A 14345-nucleotide genomic window follows, 5' to 3' on the forward strand; every position below is an offset into this window, starting at 1 on the left:
TGGCCCACAATGTCGGCCTCGAACCACGCAACGCCGCATGGCCGCTCCGCGCAAGATCCTGCATGTCGACATGGACGCGTTCTACGCGTCGGTCGAGCAGCGCGACGATCCCTCGTTGCGCGGCCGGCCCGTCGTGGTCGCGTGGCGCGGTGCGCGCTCGGTGGTCTGCGCAGCCAGCTACGAGGCGCGCCGCTACGGCGTGCGCTCGGCCATGCCGGCCGTGCGCGCCGAGCGCCTGTGCCCGGATGCCGTATTCGTGCCGCCCGACTTCGGGCGCTACAAGCAGGTATCCAGGCAGATCCGCGAAATCTTTGCGCGGCATACCGACCTGATCGAACCGCTGTCGCTCGACGAGGCCTACCTGGACGTGACCACGACCAAGACCGGACTGCCGAGTGCGACCGAAACCGCTGCGGCGATCCGTGCCGCCATTCGCGAGGAAACGCAGCTCACCGCGTCGGCCGGTATCGCGCCGAACAAGTTCCTCGCGAAGATCGCCTCGGACTGGCGCAAGCCCGACGGGCAGTACGTTATCCGCCCGGAAAAGGTCGGGGCGTTCCTCGTGCCGCTGCCGGTCGGTCGCCTGCCCGGCGTGGGCAAGGTCACCGAGGCGCGGTTGACCTCGCTCGGCATCGCGACTGTCGGCGAGCTGCGTGAGCGGCCGCTTGGCGAGCTGGAGCACCACTTCGGTCGATGGGGCCGGCGGCTGTATGAGCTTGCGCGCGGCATCGACGAGCATCCGGTCGAACCCGAGCGGCCGTCGCTGCAGGTGTCGGCGGAAGACACGTTCGAGCAGGACCTGCCGCTGGACGAACTGGCGCCGCACATCGAGCGCCTGGCGCAGAAGGTCTGGGCCGGCTACCAGCGCGAAGCCGGGCGGGTTGCACGCACCGTCGTGCTCAAGCTCAAGACATCGGATTTCCGCATTCTCACGCGTAGCCTGACGCCGGCCGTGCATCCGTCTTCGGTCGGGGAGCTGACGCGCATCGCGCTGGCATTGCGTGCGCGTGTCGCACTGCCGGAGTCGACGCGGTACCGACTGGTCGGCGTGGGGCTGGGTGGGCTGATCGATCGCGACCAGTACCAGGCGCAGACAGGACTTTTCGACGATGTGGCCTGACCTCGAACCGCTGCCGGTGCACGTCCCCGACGCGCAATGGCATGCGCTCGCCGACGCGTATGCAACGCCGCCGCGTGCGTATCACAACTTCGACCATGTCCGCGAAGTGCTGCGGCAGTTCCGCGCGGTGGCCGATGGCTCTGGCTGGCGTGATCCGGCTTCGGTGCTGTTCGCCGTGCTCTACCACGATGCGATCTACGAGCCGGGCCGCAGCGACAACGAATCACGCTCGGCCGGGCTTGCGCGCGAGCACCTCGCGTGTTGGCAGCCGCAGGTGGATGCCGACCGTGTCGCGCACCTGATCGAACTTACCGCGCGTCACGGCGGCCTTTCGCCTGCGGACGTCGATCACGACGAGGCGCTGTTCCTCGATTGCGACATGGCGATCCTGGGGGCCGAGCCGACCGCATTCGCCGCGTATGACCGCGGCATTGCCGCCGATTATCGCGGCGTCGTGCCGCCATGGATGTACCGGTTGAACCGGCGCCGCTTCCTCAAGGGGCTGCTCGCTCGCGAGCGGCTCTACCTGAGCGACTTCTTCCACGCGCGCCTCGACGCGCAGGCGCGCATCAACCTGCGACGTGCGGTGACGGAAAAGCGTTGATGCTGCAGGGATGGAGCGGGCCGCGCGTCACGCGGCCCGACTGCGGGCTCAGCCGCGCACGATCACCAGCAGCGAGCCGAGCTGCGAGGTCAGCACCAGCGCGAGTGCCGGGCGTCCCGCATTGACCAGCGTGGTCGCATCGGCGCTGAAGTCCGGCGGCGACGGGCGGTAGGCCATGTCCTCCGGCAGCACGTCCCTGACCACATAACCCATCACCACGTTGACCAGTTCGCCGAGCGCATCCTGGGCCAGTGCCTCGTCGCATTCGGCCGGCGTGATGCCGAGGAAGCCGCACGTGATCTTCGTCATCGTTTCGCGGTCGCAGCCGACCGCAAGCGTCAGCGGGCGCGCGGAAGCGATTTCAACGTGTGCAAGCGCGTCGCAGGCCGGCATCGGCTCGCCTTCGCCAACCAGTGCCGAGAACTGGCACTGGCTCTTGAGCAGGCGCGGGAACAGCTTGCTGCAGGTGCCGATCGTGGCATTGGCCACGTCGCCCAGCGGGTGGCTGGACAGTCCGACTTCGAGCGAGCGCACCGCGTCTTCGCGGTCGGCCTGGTGGGCCCTCAGCGCGGCCTCGAGCTGGTCCCGCGTGAGCATCGCGCGCTCGACGAGGATTTCACCAAACAGCTTGCGCCGCGACTTCTGCTCGTCCAGCAGCTGGCCGAGCTGGCCCGCGTCGAGCAGACCCATTTCCTCGGCGATGTCGCCGAAGCGCTTGTCCTCGGCGCGCTGGCGCTCGTTGATGCGGGCGGCCTGCGAGGCCGTCAGCCAGCCGCGCGCCTGCGCGAGTTCGCCGAGCAGAGGATTGGACGCGCGCTGCACTTCGAGCGCCTCGAGCAGCTGGGCGCTGTCGATCAGGCCGCTTTCGAGCAGGAATTGACCTAAAAATTTAACTGCCATGTCAGGCCACCGTCTCGCGCAGCACGCGCACCATGTCGTCGGCGTCGATGGGCTTTTGCAGGTAGGACTTCGCACCTACGCGCAGGCATTCCTCGATATCGGCCTGGGCGCCGAGCGAGCTCAGGATCACCACGCGGGCCGCGGGGTCGAGCTCGAGGATGCGGCGCAGCGCCTGCTTGCCATCGCGCTCGGGCATGACGAGATCGAGCAATACGACGTCGGGCTTGAGCGCCTGGTACTGCTCGACGGCCTTGATGCCGTTGTCGGCTTCGCCGACGACTTCGAAGCCGCACTCGACGAGCTGGCGGCTGGTCAGCATGCGCAGCGCGCGGGAGTCGTCACAGAGCAGGACGGTGGTTCGGGACGTCATCGGGCTTCCTCGGCAGGCGCGGCAGGCAACGGATCGGGGCCGCGACAGTCCGGTCGCGGTTTCCTCATGTGCCATGCCATCGGCATCAGGCGCAGATTCTTTAGCATGCGGCGCCTGCACGACCGTCGCCGGGCGCCGCAGGTTGCGATACGTGCGCGCGGTCACGTTCCCGGTGCTTCGCCGCCAGGCTGCGCGGCGGGCTACCATCGGCGCCCCTTCATCCCTGGATGCCCCCATGACCCTCTCGATGCACGCCGCGTCCGTCCCCGTGTTCCGCCAGATGCTCGGCAGCCTGGCCGAGTTGCTGCGCAAGGCGCAGGCGCATGCGACGGCGCGCAATATCGAACCGGCGGCATTCCTGCAGGCGCGGCTGTATCCGGACATGTTCCCGCTGCTGCGGCAGGTGCAGATCGCCTGCGACTTCGCGAAGGGCGTGTCGGCGCGGCTGGCGGGCGTGGATGTGCCCTCGTTCGAGGATACCGAGCAGAGCTTCGACGAGTTGCAGGCGCGCATCGCACGTACGCTCGAGTTCATCGAGGGCCTCGACGCAGGCGCGTTCGACGGCAGCGACGCGCGCGAGATCGTGCTGCGCCCGGGCACGCCGAAGGAGCGGCGCCTCGGTGGCCAGGCCTACCTGCTGCAGTACGGCCTGCCGCAGTTCTTTTTCCATGTGACGACGGCCTACGCGCTGCTGCGCCATGGCGGCGTCGAGATCGGCAAGAAGGACTTCATGGGCGCGTACTGACGTGCGCGCGCCGGGGTCAGCCATGCAGGAGACCGTTGTTGTCCGGCGGCTGGGCCTTGCCTCGCTCGCGGGCGTGCTGGCGTTCCTGTTCACCGCGATTGCGGTGCAGGCGCTGCGTGCCGACCTCGACTGGCGGCAGGCGCCGCTGAGCTTCTATCTGCTCGGCGGCCACGGCTATTGGCTGAAGGCGGCGTACTTCGGGCTGGCGGCCTCGCTCGCGGGGCTTGGCGCTGCGGGCTACCTCGGCCTGCAGCGCGGTGCGCGCAGTGCCGCCCCGGCACTGCTGTTCGCGATCGCCGCGCTTGCGCTGTGTACCACGGCGATTACCGACAGCCGCTTGCCCGGGCGCGACGGCACGCTGGAAAGCCTGGTTCATGGGATCGCCGCGCAGACCGCGTTCCTGTGCGTCACCACCGCGATGCTGCTGCAGTCCTGGCGCATCCGGCTGGATGCCGCGTGGCGGCACCGCTTCGCGCCGGCGTTTGCGCTTGCGGCCGCGGCATTCGTCGCTCTGTGGGGTCACGCGTTGTGGAACGGCGCGCCGCGCGGTCTTACGCAGAAGATCGTCGTCCTGCTCGTGCTGGCATGGCTCGGACTGGTCGGCTACTGGCTCAGCCGGCGCCGCGCCGCCTGAGCCATTCGGCAGCGCCGCGGCCGGCTACTACGCCGCTTGCGAAGCACGCCGTCAGCAGGTAGCCGCCGGTCGGCGCCTCCCAGTCGAGCATCTCGCCGGCGGCGAACGTACCCGGGCGGGCCTTGAGCATCAGCGCGTCGTCGAGCGCTTCCAGGCGGATGCCGCCCGCACTGCTGATCGCCTCGGCGATCGGCCGCGGGCTGCGCAGGCGCAGCGGCAGTCGCTTGATCGTCGCCGCGACGCGGTCCGCGTCCGCCATCGCGTCGCGATGGAGTGTTTCGTAGAGCAGTGCCGCCTTGACGCCTTCGATGCCCGCCTGGCGCCGCAGGTGCTCGCTGAGGCTGCGTCCGTTGCGCGGCTTCGCGAGCGCGTCGCGCAGCCGGTCCAGCTCGCGCCCCGGCGCAAGGTCGAGTTCGAGCCGTGCCTCGCCGTCGCGGTCGATCGCCTCGCGCAGCGGAGCCGAAAGCGCATAGACCAGACTGCCCTCGATGCCGGTCGCGGTGACGACGCACTCGCCCTGCAACGAGTCGGGCGCCTGTCCGGGCAGCTGCCAGTGGGCGACGACGGGCTTGAGCGGCGCGCCGGCGAAGCGCGACGCGAAGTGTTCGCTCCAGCCGATGTCGAAGCCGCAGTTCGACGGGCGCAGCGGTGCCAGCTCGATGCCGTGCGACGCGAGCCCCGGCCACCACGCGCCATCGGAGCCGAGTTCGGGCCAGCTGCCGCCGCCCATGGCCAGCACGGTCGCGGCGGCCTCGGCCTGTCGCTCGCCGTCCGGCGTCTCGAACCGCAACGCCCCCGTGTCCGTCCAGCCGGTCCAGCGGTGCTGCACATGGAAGCGCACGCTCGAATCGCGCAGTCGCCTGACCCAGCCGCGCAGCAGCGGGGCGGCTTTGCGGTCCAGCGGAAACACGCGCCCGGAGCTGCCGATGTAGGTCTCGATGCCGAAGCCGCGCGCCCACCCGCGCAGCGCGTCGGCGTCGAATACGTCCAGCCACCGGCCGACCTGCGCCGTGCGTTCGCGGTAGCGGGCGTCGAATGCCGGGCGCGGCTCGCCATGCGTGAGGTTGAGTCCGCCCTTACCGGCAATCAGGAATTTGCGTCCCACCGAGCCTTTCGCATCGAACAGGTCGACCTCGATGCCCGCCGCGCGCGCGACTTCGGCCGCCATCAGGCCGGCAGGGCCGCCGCCGATGATCGCAAGGCCGGGCAGGGTGATCGGGTCGGGCATGGGCGGGCGATGGCGGAACGGGGCGCCATCATAGGCAAGGACGGCGGTTGCGACGGCGCGAGGTGCCGCAGCCGCGGCGGTCGCGGGCGCCATCAGCGCCCGGGCCGTACGCGGTCTCCCGCCCGGGCGCTGCGGTATCGTGGCCACGGTTCCGCCACGCGATCGATGCATGACCCTGCCGTCCCGTCCGATTCGCCCGCTGCTGCTCGCGCTGTTCCTTGCGCTGCCGGCCGCCGCATCCGCCCATCCGCCCGTGCTGGAAGCGCCTGCGTCGCAGGCCGCGCCGCCGTCGCTGGCCGACTTCGATGCTTTCGTCGAGCAGGCCCGGCGCGAGTTCGACGTGCCCGGCATCGCCGTCGCGATCGTCAAGGACGGCGAGATCGTGCTCGAGCGCGGCTACGGCGTCCGCGAGCTGGGCGAGCCCGAGCGGGTCGATGAGCGCACGCTGTTCGCGATCGCATCGAATACCAAGGCGTTCACTGCCGCCTCGCTGTCGATCCTGGCCGACGAAGGCAGGCTCGATCTGGACGACCGCGTCGTCGAGCACCTGCCGTGGTTCCAGATGTCCGACCCGTACGTAACCCGGGAAATGCGCATCCGCGACCTGCTGGCGCATCGCAGCGGCCTGGGCCTGGGCGCGGGTGACCTGCTGTACTGGCCCGGCACGGACTACAGCACCGAGGAAGTCGCGCGCCGGCTGCGCGACGTGCCGCTGACAGGCAGCTTCCGGGGCCAGTACGCGTACGACAACATCCTCTACGGCGTGGCGCAGCTGGTGATCGAGAAGGCCAGCGGGCAGGACTTCGACACGTTCCTGCGCACGCGCATCCTCGATCCGCTGGGCATGCGCGATACGCGCTACAACAGCGATGCGTTGCGCGTGGACGACAACGTCGCCACCGGTTACGCGAAGGCCGACTTCAGGACCACCGTGCCGGCGCCGCGCGTGTCGTGGCACAACGTGTCGGGCGCGGGCGGGCTGTATTCGAACGTGCACGACATGGCGCAGTGGATGCGCATGCAGCTGGCCGGTGGCACGTACACCGATGCCGCCGGCAAGACGCAGCGGCTGTTCAGCGAAAAGCGGCAGAACGCGATGTGGTCGGTGATCACGCCGATGCCAATCGGCAGCCCGTCGGTGCCCGAGCTGCTGCCCGCGAAGCCGAACTTCCTGGGCTACGGCGAAGGCTGGCAACTCTCGGACTACCGCGGCCACAAGCTGGTCTGGCACACCGGCGGCTGGCCGGGCATGGTCTCGCGCGTGACGCTGGTGCCGGAGCACGGGCTGGGCGTGGTCGTGCTGACCAGTGCGGAGCTGTCCGCACCGTTCCACGCGATCACACTGCGCGTGCTCGATACCTACCTCGGCGCGCCGCGCACCGACTGGATCAGCGCATACGCCGCGGCGCTCGCGAAAGCGCGCGACAAGGCTGACACCGACTGGCAGCAGCACGTTGCCGCCCGTGATGCGCGATCGAAGCCGTCGCTGCCGTTGCCGCGATACGCAGGCACCTACCGTGACCCGTGGTACGGCGACGTGGAGGTCGTGCGCGATGGCGGCACGCTGCGGTTGCGCATGAAGCCGAGCAAGGACCTGGTCGGCACGCTCGAGCACTGGCAGCACGACACCTTCATCGTGCGATGGGACGAGCGCTGGCTCAACGCGGATGCGTTCGTGAACTTCGCGCTCGACCACGATGGGCGCGTGCGCGAAGTGCGCATGGAAGCGATCTCGCCGCTCACCGATTTCAGTTTCGACTTCCACGACCTGCGGCTGGTTCCGGTCGAACCGGGTGCCGGGATGCAGGGCGGGGCATGATCGTCTTCAGGCAGAAGTTGACGGCCCATCGTGGCCCGGAGGTGCGCGCATGAGCCTGTGGATTGCGGTAGTGGTCGTTGTGCTCGGTATCTGGCTGGCGCTCAAGGCGGTCGGCGCTCTGGTGCGGCTGGCGCTGGTGATCGTCGTGATCGCCGCCGTGTACTGGCTGATCGCTCCGCACCTAGGGCTGCCGATGCTGTGGGGGTGATCCCGTTTCAGCCGCTGCGCCATCCGGTGGTACAGCTGCGGCCGGCTAAAATCGCCGCATGATTTCGAACATCGCCGCCTACCATTTCGTTTCGATCGACGACCCGGACGCGCTCGCCGAGCTGCTGCGCGAACGCGCGGAAGCCGCCGCGCTGCGCGGCACCGTGCTGGTCGCGCCCGAGGGGCTCAACCTGTTCCTGGCAGGGGGTGAGGACGCGATCGTCGGCTTTATCGATGCGCTGCGCGCCGACGCACGGTTCGAGTCGATCGTCGTCAAGGTCAGCCGCAGCCGCATGCAGCCGTTCGGCCGGCTCAAGGTCAAGGTCAAGCCCGAGATCATCAGCTTCCGGCGCGAGGACGCGATGCCGCTTGGGCGCGAACGCGCACCCGCGGTCGAGCCGGAAACGCTCGCACGCTGGATCGCGCAGGGCCACGACGACGACGGGCGGCGGCTGGTGCTGCTCGACACGCGCAATCGCGAGGAATTCGGCTACGGCACGTTCGAAAACGCGCTGACCTTGCCGATCGACAACTTCACCGAGCTGCCTGACGCGCTCGAACCGCACCGCGACGAACTGGCCGACGCGACGATCGTGAGCTTCTGCACCGGCGGCATCCGCTGCGAGAAAGCCGCGCTACACCTGCGTGCGGACGGTATGGACAACCTCCTGCAGCTCGAGGGCGGCATCCTCAACTACTTCGAGCGCGTCGGTGGATTCGGCTACGACGGCCGCTGCTTCGTGTTCGACGCACGCGTCGCGCTCGATCCCGCCCTGCAGCCGCTGGTCGACGAATCCGCGTAAGCGGCGACACCGGGCCACGCTCGTCGCCCGCGGCCCCGTCCGCGCCCGCCGGCTCAGCGCGATTCGACGCCCAGCAGTTCGACGTCGAACACCAGCGACGCGTTCGGCGGTATCGCATTCCCTGCGCCGCTTCGCCCGTAACCCAGGCCGGTCGGGATCATCAGCGTGCGCTTGCCGCCGACGCGCATGCCGGCCACGCCCTCGTCCCAGCCGCGGATCACACGGCCGGCACCGAGCAGGAACGTCAGCGGTTCACCACGGTCGAGCGAACTGTCGAACTTCGCCCCGCGGCGGTCGGGCTCGCGTTCGTCATAGAGCCAACCGGTGTAGTGCACGGTGACTTCGCTGCCCGGCGTTGCAACCGCGCCGGTGCCTTCGCGCAGATCGATGCGCTCGAGTTCGGCAACGCTGCCGCCAAGAGGCGGGCCGGGGTCGCGACAGCCGCCGAGCGCGACCGCAGCGACGAGGGTGAAGCCACAGGCGAGGGTGCGCAGCGGATGCATCGTCGGTCTCCAGAAAACGCCACAGCATAGGCCGGTTGGGTGTTTCACCTTCTGTTTCCGGGCCGGCTGTTGTGATCGAAGGATCCCCGATTGCCAAGGAGAGCCAGATGAGCCACCACGACCATACCCACGCGGACGATCGCGAAGCCGGCCTCAAAAAACTGCACGACATGATCGACGACGTCGAGGTTGCGATGCTGACCGGCATCTCGGCCGATGGTCGCCTGCTGAGCCGCCCGCTGCACACGATGGATGTCGACGCCGACGGCACGCTGTGGTTCGCGACCGCGTACGACACCGAGAAGGTGCGCGAGATCGAAGCCAATCCGCAGGTCAACGTCTCCTACGAGTCGCGTGGCAAGGGCATCTACGTGTCCGTGTCGGGCCGCGCCTCGATCGTGCGCGACCGCGCGATCATCGACGAGAAGTGGTCGCCGGGCATGAGTGTGTTCTTCAAGGGCGGCAAGGACGATCCGAACCTGTGCCTGATCCGCGTTGACGCGGAAAGCGCCGAGTACTGGGACGGTCCCAGCACGGCGATCGGCAAGGGTCTGTACTTCCTGACCACGGCGGTGACCCGCGACCCGGGCAACCGCATGACCGAAAACGAGCGCATCGACCTGCATTGAGTCGTTCGCATGGCGGCGCGGCAATGCCTAGACGGCGTTGCCCGCCGCGTATCCGGACGCCCAGGCCCACTGGAAGTTGTAACCGCCGAGCCAGCCGGTCACGTCGAGCACTTCGCCGACGAAATACAGCCCCGGCACACGGCGCGATTGCATGGTGCTTGATGACACCTCGTCAGTATCGACGCCCCCGAGCGTGACTTCCGCGGTGCGGTAGCCTTCGGTGCCGCTTGCGACCAGCGGCCATGCCTGCAGCACGTCGGCGATCGCCCGCAGCTGCGCGGGCGTGTACTGCTTCATCGGTTTGCCGGGCTGAACCTGCGGCAGGTAGACCTCGCAAAGCCGTTGCGCGAAGCGCTTCGGAATCGCGTCGCCCAGCACGGTTTTGAGCTCCGCCGACGGGCGCTCGCGCTGCCAGCGCAGCAGCGCATCGAGCGCATCCTGATCCGGCAGCAGGTCGATACCAAGCTCATCGCCGGGCTGCCAGTAGGACGAGATCTGCAGGATCGACGGGCCGCTGACACCGCGGTGCGTGACCAGCATGAAGTTGCTGAAGCTCTGTCCGTTCGCGGTTGCCGTGACCGGCAACGCGACGCCGCTGAGGTCGGCCAGGCGTTCCTGGTGCTTGCCGCTGAGCGTAAGCGGCACCAGCCCTGCGCGCGTTGGCAGCACCGTATGGCCGAACTGCCGCGCGAGCTCATAGCCGAAGCCGCTCGCGCCCATGCTCGGGATCGACAGCCCGCCGCTCGCGACAACCACTGATGGCACTGCGAAGCTGCCACGCGTGGTGTGCACCGCGAAGCCGCCATCGTCGCTGGCCACTACGCGATCGACGCTGCACTGGATCTCGATGCGCACCCCGGCGGCTTCGCACTCGTCCAGCAGCATGCGCACGATCAGCTTCGACGACTCGTCGCAGAACAGCTGGCCGAGCTCCTTCTCGTGATAGGCGATGCCGTGCCGCTCGACCATTTCGATGAAGTGCCACGGCGTGTAGCGCGCGAGTGCCGACTTGCAGAAATGCGGATTGGCCGAAAGGTAGTTGTCGGGCGAGGTGCCGGTATTCGTGAAATTGCACCGCCCGCCGCCGGACATCAGGATCTTCTTGCCGACCTTGTTCGCGTGCTCGATGACGACCACGCGCCGGCCGCGCTGGCCCGCGGTCAGTGCGCAGAACAGGCCCGCTGCGCCGCCGCCGATGACGATGACATCCGCATGCTCCACGGCGGGTTCAGGCCGTGGCGGCGGCCGTCATGCGGTACACCGGGCGCAGCGCGATCGAATCGGCTTCGTTCATCAGCTGCACCTCGGCGTCCTGGATCAGGCAGTTCAGCCGCATGCTGCGCTGGTACAGCGCGACCAACGAGGCGACCGCGTCCGCCGGGATGTCGATTACGGTGAGGTTCTTCAGGCGCGACAGTCCAGCCGCGTTCTTTTCCCACCAGATCTGCGCGCTGTTGCCGCTGTAGGTGACGATAACGACCTGACGCGCACGACCGCTGGCGCGGCGGATGTCGGCTTCGTCCGGCTGGCCCAGGTCGACCCACTGCTCGATCTCGCCGGTGTAGTCGCGGCGCCACAGGTCGGGCTCGCTCTCATCCGAGAGGCCGCGGCCGAATTCCAGCCGCTCGTCCGCAAGCAGTGCGAACGTCAGCAGCCGCACCATCAGCCGTTCCTCGTTTTCGGAGGGGTGCTGGGCCAGCGTGAGGTTGTGCATGCCGTAGTAGTGCCGGTCCATGTCGCTGACCTGCAGTTCGGCTTTGACGACGGTGGATTTCGGCGACATGGCGTGGGGACTCGATGCGGGGCCGCCATTCTAGGCGCGACGGGCCCGCTAAGCTGGCGCGATGAACCGTCCCGGCCCGATCGATGGCGTCGCCCCAAGCCATCTGCAGCTTCCACCCGGCCCGTGGGCGACGGTGTTCGAAGCGCTCTGCGCGCATTTTCCGCAGGTGCCGCCGCACGCCTGGCGCGACCGGTTTGCGCGCGGTCGCGTGCTGGTGGCGGACGGCGCAGTCCTCGCCGCAAATGCGCCACATCGCACCGGGCTGGACGTCTACTACTACCGCGAAGTCGTGCAGGAAGCGCGGTTGCCTGTCGAAGAGGTGATCGTGCACGTCGACGAGCACCTGATCGTCGTCGACAAGCCGCATTTCCTGCCGGTTACCCCGGCCGGTCGCTTCGTATCGGAGACGCTGCTCGCGAGGCTGGTGCGAAGGTTCGACGATGCCCGCATCGCGCCGCTGCACCGCATCGACCGGCTGACGGCGGGGCTCGTCATGTTTTCGCGCAAGCCCGCCGCGCGCGAGCGCTACCAGGCACTGTTCCGCGAGCGTCGTATCCACAAGCGCTACGAGGCGCTGGCGGCGCCGTTGGCGCAGGTCACGTTTCCACTCGTGCGTTCTACCCGTGTCGAGCGGGGCGAGCCGTTCTTCCGCATGCGCGAGGTCGATGGCCCGCCGAACAGCGAAACGCGCATCGACGTAATCGCACAAGGCGACGGCGTGTGGCGTTACTCACTCGAGCCCGTCACCGGGCGCAAGCACCAGCTGCGCGTGCACATGGCGGCGCTCGGTGCACCGATCCTGGGCGACCCGCTGTATCCGGTTCTGGCTGATCAGGATGCCGACGACTTCGCGCGGCCGCTCAGTCTGCTCGCGCGTTCGCTGGCCTTCGTCGACCCGCTCGATGGACGTAGGCGTTGCTTCGAAAGCGGCATGGGACTCGCCGCGGACGCTTGACGCTCCGCCGAGGTGAGCGGCACCGGCAGGTGTGGCGATCAGGCGGCCGACGCACTGCCTCGCGCTGGCGGCGGCGATGCAGGGCGGGTGCAGAGGCGGGCAGGGGGCCGGGCGCATGGCGCCCGTGCGCTACCGGCCCGGCCCCCTGCGGTAGCGGCATTTATCAGTCGAACCAATTGACGCCCGCGTTGAACTCGTTGGGGTCGATCGTGTTGTTGCGGTCACGGTCCCAGGCGGTGAACGCACCGGTGGCCGCCTCATCGTTGCCGATCAGGCCGTCCTCGTCCGAGTCCCAGACGTCGAACAGGCCGTTCGTATCAACGCCACCGGGTGCATCGCCCCATGCGGTGTTGACCGCGCCGAATTCCGCAGTCGACAGCGTGCCGTTGCGGTCACCGTCCCAGTCGCCGTACCAGTCGCCGTCGTTGAAGCGGGTCCGGAACTCGTTGTTGTCGAGCAGGCCGTCAGCATTGCTGTCCCAGGCACCGAAGGTCGGGCGATCAGCCACGCCCGCGTCGCCGATCGCGGCGCCCGGCGCCACAGCCGCGGGATCTGCACCGACGACGGGTTCGACCACCGGATCGGCGGCAACGCCGACTGCCGGCGGGGTTTCCGCCACGGCGGCGTCGGCCACCACGTCGTCCTGCGCGCAGCCGGCGCCAAGGGTGATAAGGGCCGATACGCCGAGCGCTGTAATCGCGTTTCGCATTTTCATGATTTGCTCCTCTGGTATTTAACGGGCGTGGTCGCGATAGAGCGTAGACCACCCGACAATAATGCCGTGTCCCCCATCGTTGCCCGATGAAATGCCTAGAATTCGACCGTATTCACGACGCCGGGGGAATGTTTCAATTATGGCTCATCATTAACGCGGGCGGTGTGGGCTAAGGCCATCGAATGGTCGAGTGCACCTTGCGTCCACCTGGTGCGGTGCAGTATGGAGTCGGCTGCCCCGTAATTGGATGGGAGTAAGGATTCAAAATAGGGAGGTGCGCGATGAGGATTACAAGGCTTGCGACGCTCGGCCTGGCTGTGATTCTGGCGAGTGGCTGCGCGGCCATGCCGTTCGGGCTCGGGGACGCCGACGTCGGCTTCGCCGAGTGGGATATGGACGGTAATGGCCTTATCGGCAACGACGAGTTCCGGATGGGCTTCGACAAACAGGATTGGTTCGACGTCCTGGACAAGGACAACAACAACATGCTGTCGAATGGCGAATTCGCGTCGGCATCGGCGGGGTGGGGCCTGGACAGCAACGCGTTCGTCAATTGGGACGCGAACCGCGACGGCGTGCTCAGCGATGACGAGTTTGGCGAGGGCGCGTTCGGCGTATGGGACAAGAACGACGACGGCCTGCTCGACGACGACGAATTCGGCTTCGGGGTCGACTGGTTCGACTGATCGCAGCCGCGCTAGGTACACCCCATAGCCCGGCCGCCACACCGCGCTTATTGCGTCCGGCGGCCCCAGCAACAACCAATGACAGAGGAGATACAACGATGATCAGCAAGAATCTGTTCGGCCTTGGTGCCGCAATCGCTCTTTGTTTCGCGACCGGAGCGGCCGACGCGCAGGCAAAGCGCCAGATTGAACCGGTCGTGCCGGTGGGCCCGGCAATGTCGATGGGTCCGAACGGGCCGGTCGTGCGGCAGGTCGTCCCGGTCGAGATGCTGGAAGGCGTCGAGACGGTCACCTTGGACACGCCTCGCGGCCCGGTGGTGGTGATTTCCTGGCCGACTGGAGGCAAGGCTCTCAAGGCCGAGAACAACATCGACTTCGGCGTGGTCGACATCAACGATGACGGCTACCTGACCAGCGCCGAACTCGACACCACGGCAACGCGCGGCGCCGCGGTCGGCCGCCTGTCCACCCGGTTCAAGGAATTGGACACGTCCGGTGACGGGAAGCTGAGCGCTGAGGAAGTGATGGGCTTCGTGTATCGCTAACCGGCCCCGCTGTGGAGGCGCCGCGACGGGCTAGGGAGGAGCGTTCGATACCGTTGACATCGCGTCGTCCTGTTATGCCCGCGTAAAAAGGGTGCCTGT

18 protein-coding genes are annotated in these 14345 nt (G+C 68.0%); 11 read left to right on the forward strand and 7 right to left on the reverse strand.

Features of this window, described 5'->3' with window-relative positions; all coding sequences use genetic code 11:
• Positions 1-37 precede the first annotated feature (37 nt).
• Positions 38-1120, forward strand: coding sequence for a DNA polymerase IV (gene dinB / locus ACFFGH_RS07210; protein ID WP_386666393.1), 1083 nt, complete (start codon positions 38-40; stop codon positions 1118-1120).
• On the forward strand, positions 1110-1724 hold the full coding sequence (locus ACFFGH_RS07215) for an HD domain-containing protein (protein ID WP_386666396.1): 615 nt from the start codon (positions 1110-1112) through the stop codon (positions 1722-1724). Before dinB ends, ACFFGH_RS07215 begins: the two co-directional genes overlap by 11 nt.
• Before the next feature lie 48 nt (positions 1725-1772).
• Here the strand turns inward: ACFFGH_RS07215 and ACFFGH_RS07220 are convergent, their stop codons facing one another.
• Both ACFFGH_RS07220 and ACFFGH_RS07225 read right to left on the reverse strand, forming a co-directional pair.
• Positions 1773-2624, reverse strand: coding sequence for a cyclic di-GMP-binding domain-containing protein, MshE-related (locus ACFFGH_RS07220; RefSeq protein ID WP_386666398.1), 852 nt, complete (start codon positions 2622-2624; stop codon positions 1773-1775).
• Between the two features lies 1 nt (position 2625).
• On the reverse strand, positions 2626-2994 hold the full coding sequence (locus tag ACFFGH_RS07225) for a response regulator (RefSeq protein ID WP_386666401.1): 369 nt from the start codon (positions 2992-2994) through the stop codon (positions 2626-2628).
• Between the two features lie 235 nt (positions 2995-3229).
• Between ACFFGH_RS07225 and ACFFGH_RS07230 the strand changes: the two genes are divergently transcribed.
• Positions 3230-3739 (forward strand): DUF1993 domain-containing protein, encoded by a 510-nt coding sequence (locus ACFFGH_RS07230; protein WP_386666404.1) that lies wholly within the window; start codon positions 3230-3232, stop codon positions 3737-3739.
• Between the two features lie 22 nt (positions 3740-3761).
• Positions 3762-4373 (forward strand): DUF998 domain-containing protein, encoded by a 612-nt coding sequence (locus ACFFGH_RS07235; protein ID WP_386666407.1) that lies wholly within the window; start codon positions 3762-3764, stop codon positions 4371-4373.
• Here ACFFGH_RS07235 and ACFFGH_RS07240 read toward each other — a convergent pair.
• Positions 4351-5601, reverse strand: coding sequence for a TIGR03862 family flavoprotein (locus ACFFGH_RS07240; protein WP_386666410.1), 1251 nt, complete (start codon positions 5599-5601; stop codon positions 4351-4353). The two genes, ACFFGH_RS07235 and ACFFGH_RS07240, sit on opposite strands and share 23 nt — an antisense overlap.
• Positions 5602-5770: 169 nt before the next feature.
• Between ACFFGH_RS07240 and ACFFGH_RS07245 the strand changes: the two genes are divergently transcribed.
• The 3 genes from ACFFGH_RS07245 to ACFFGH_RS07255 are packed head-to-tail and all read left to right on the forward strand — an operon-like array spanning position 5771 to position 8430.
• Positions 5771-7420, forward strand: a complete 1650-nt coding sequence (locus tag ACFFGH_RS07245; RefSeq protein ID WP_386666413.1) for a serine hydrolase — start codon at positions 5771-5773, stop codon at positions 7418-7420.
• Positions 7421-7469: 49 nt separating this feature from the next.
• Positions 7470-7628, forward strand: coding sequence for a hypothetical protein (locus tag ACFFGH_RS07250; RefSeq protein WP_386666415.1), 159 nt, complete (start codon positions 7470-7472; stop codon positions 7626-7628).
• Between the two features lie 58 nt (positions 7629-7686).
• Positions 7687-8430 carry a sulfurtransferase gene (locus tag ACFFGH_RS07255; RefSeq protein WP_386666418.1) on the forward strand — a complete coding sequence of 248 codons (744 nt, stop codon included), beginning with the start codon at positions 7687-7689 and terminating at the stop codon, positions 8428-8430.
• 53 nt (positions 8431-8483) lie between these two features.
• Here the strand turns inward: ACFFGH_RS07255 and ACFFGH_RS07260 are convergent, their stop codons facing one another.
• Positions 8484-8933 (reverse strand): FKBP-type peptidyl-prolyl cis-trans isomerase, encoded by a 450-nt coding sequence (locus ACFFGH_RS07260; protein ID WP_386666420.1) that lies wholly within the window; start codon positions 8931-8933, stop codon positions 8484-8486.
• 107 nt (positions 8934-9040) lie between these two features.
• On the opposite strand from ACFFGH_RS07260, the gene ACFFGH_RS07265 reads away from it, so the two are divergent.
• Complete coding sequence (locus ACFFGH_RS07265; RefSeq protein WP_386666422.1) at positions 9041-9562, forward strand: pyridoxamine 5'-phosphate oxidase family protein; 522 nt, start codon at positions 9041-9043, stop codon at positions 9560-9562.
• A gap of 27 nt (positions 9563-9589) precedes the next feature.
• Here the strand turns inward: ACFFGH_RS07265 and ACFFGH_RS07270 are convergent, their stop codons facing one another.
• A complete protein-coding gene (locus tag ACFFGH_RS07270) occupies positions 9590-10783 on the reverse strand; it encodes a BaiN/RdsA family NAD(P)/FAD-dependent oxidoreductase (protein WP_386666423.1) in 1194 nt (397 codons plus the stop codon).
• Positions 10784-10790: 7 nt separating this feature from the next.
• Entirely contained in the window at positions 10791-11345 is a 555-nt protein-coding gene (locus tag ACFFGH_RS07275) for a YaeQ family protein (protein WP_386666425.1), read from the reverse strand.
• A 61-nt stretch (positions 11346-11406) separates the two neighbouring features.
• On the opposite strand from ACFFGH_RS07275, the gene ACFFGH_RS07280 reads away from it, so the two are divergent.
• Positions 11407-12300 carry a pseudouridine synthase gene (locus ACFFGH_RS07280; RefSeq protein ID WP_386666428.1) on the forward strand — a complete coding sequence of 298 codons (894 nt, stop codon included), beginning with the start codon at positions 11407-11409 and terminating at the stop codon, positions 12298-12300.
• A gap of 163 nt (positions 12301-12463) precedes the next feature.
• Here the strand turns inward: ACFFGH_RS07280 and ACFFGH_RS07285 are convergent, their stop codons facing one another.
• Positions 12464-13015, reverse strand: a complete 552-nt coding sequence (locus ACFFGH_RS07285) for an EF-hand domain-containing protein (protein WP_386666431.1) — start codon at positions 13013-13015, stop codon at positions 12464-12466.
• Between the two features lie 281 nt (positions 13016-13296).
• Between ACFFGH_RS07285 and ACFFGH_RS07290 the strand changes: the two genes are divergently transcribed.
• Complete coding sequence (locus ACFFGH_RS07290; protein ID WP_386666433.1) at positions 13297-13701, forward strand: EF-hand domain-containing protein; 405 nt, start codon at positions 13297-13299, stop codon at positions 13699-13701.
• A gap of 98 nt (positions 13702-13799) precedes the next feature.
• A complete protein-coding gene (locus ACFFGH_RS07295; protein WP_386666436.1) occupies positions 13800-14246 on the forward strand; it encodes an EF-hand domain-containing protein in 447 nt (148 codons plus the stop codon).
• Positions 14247-14345 lie beyond the last annotated feature (99 nt).

Source organism: Lysobacter korlensis, from assembly GCF_042434515.1.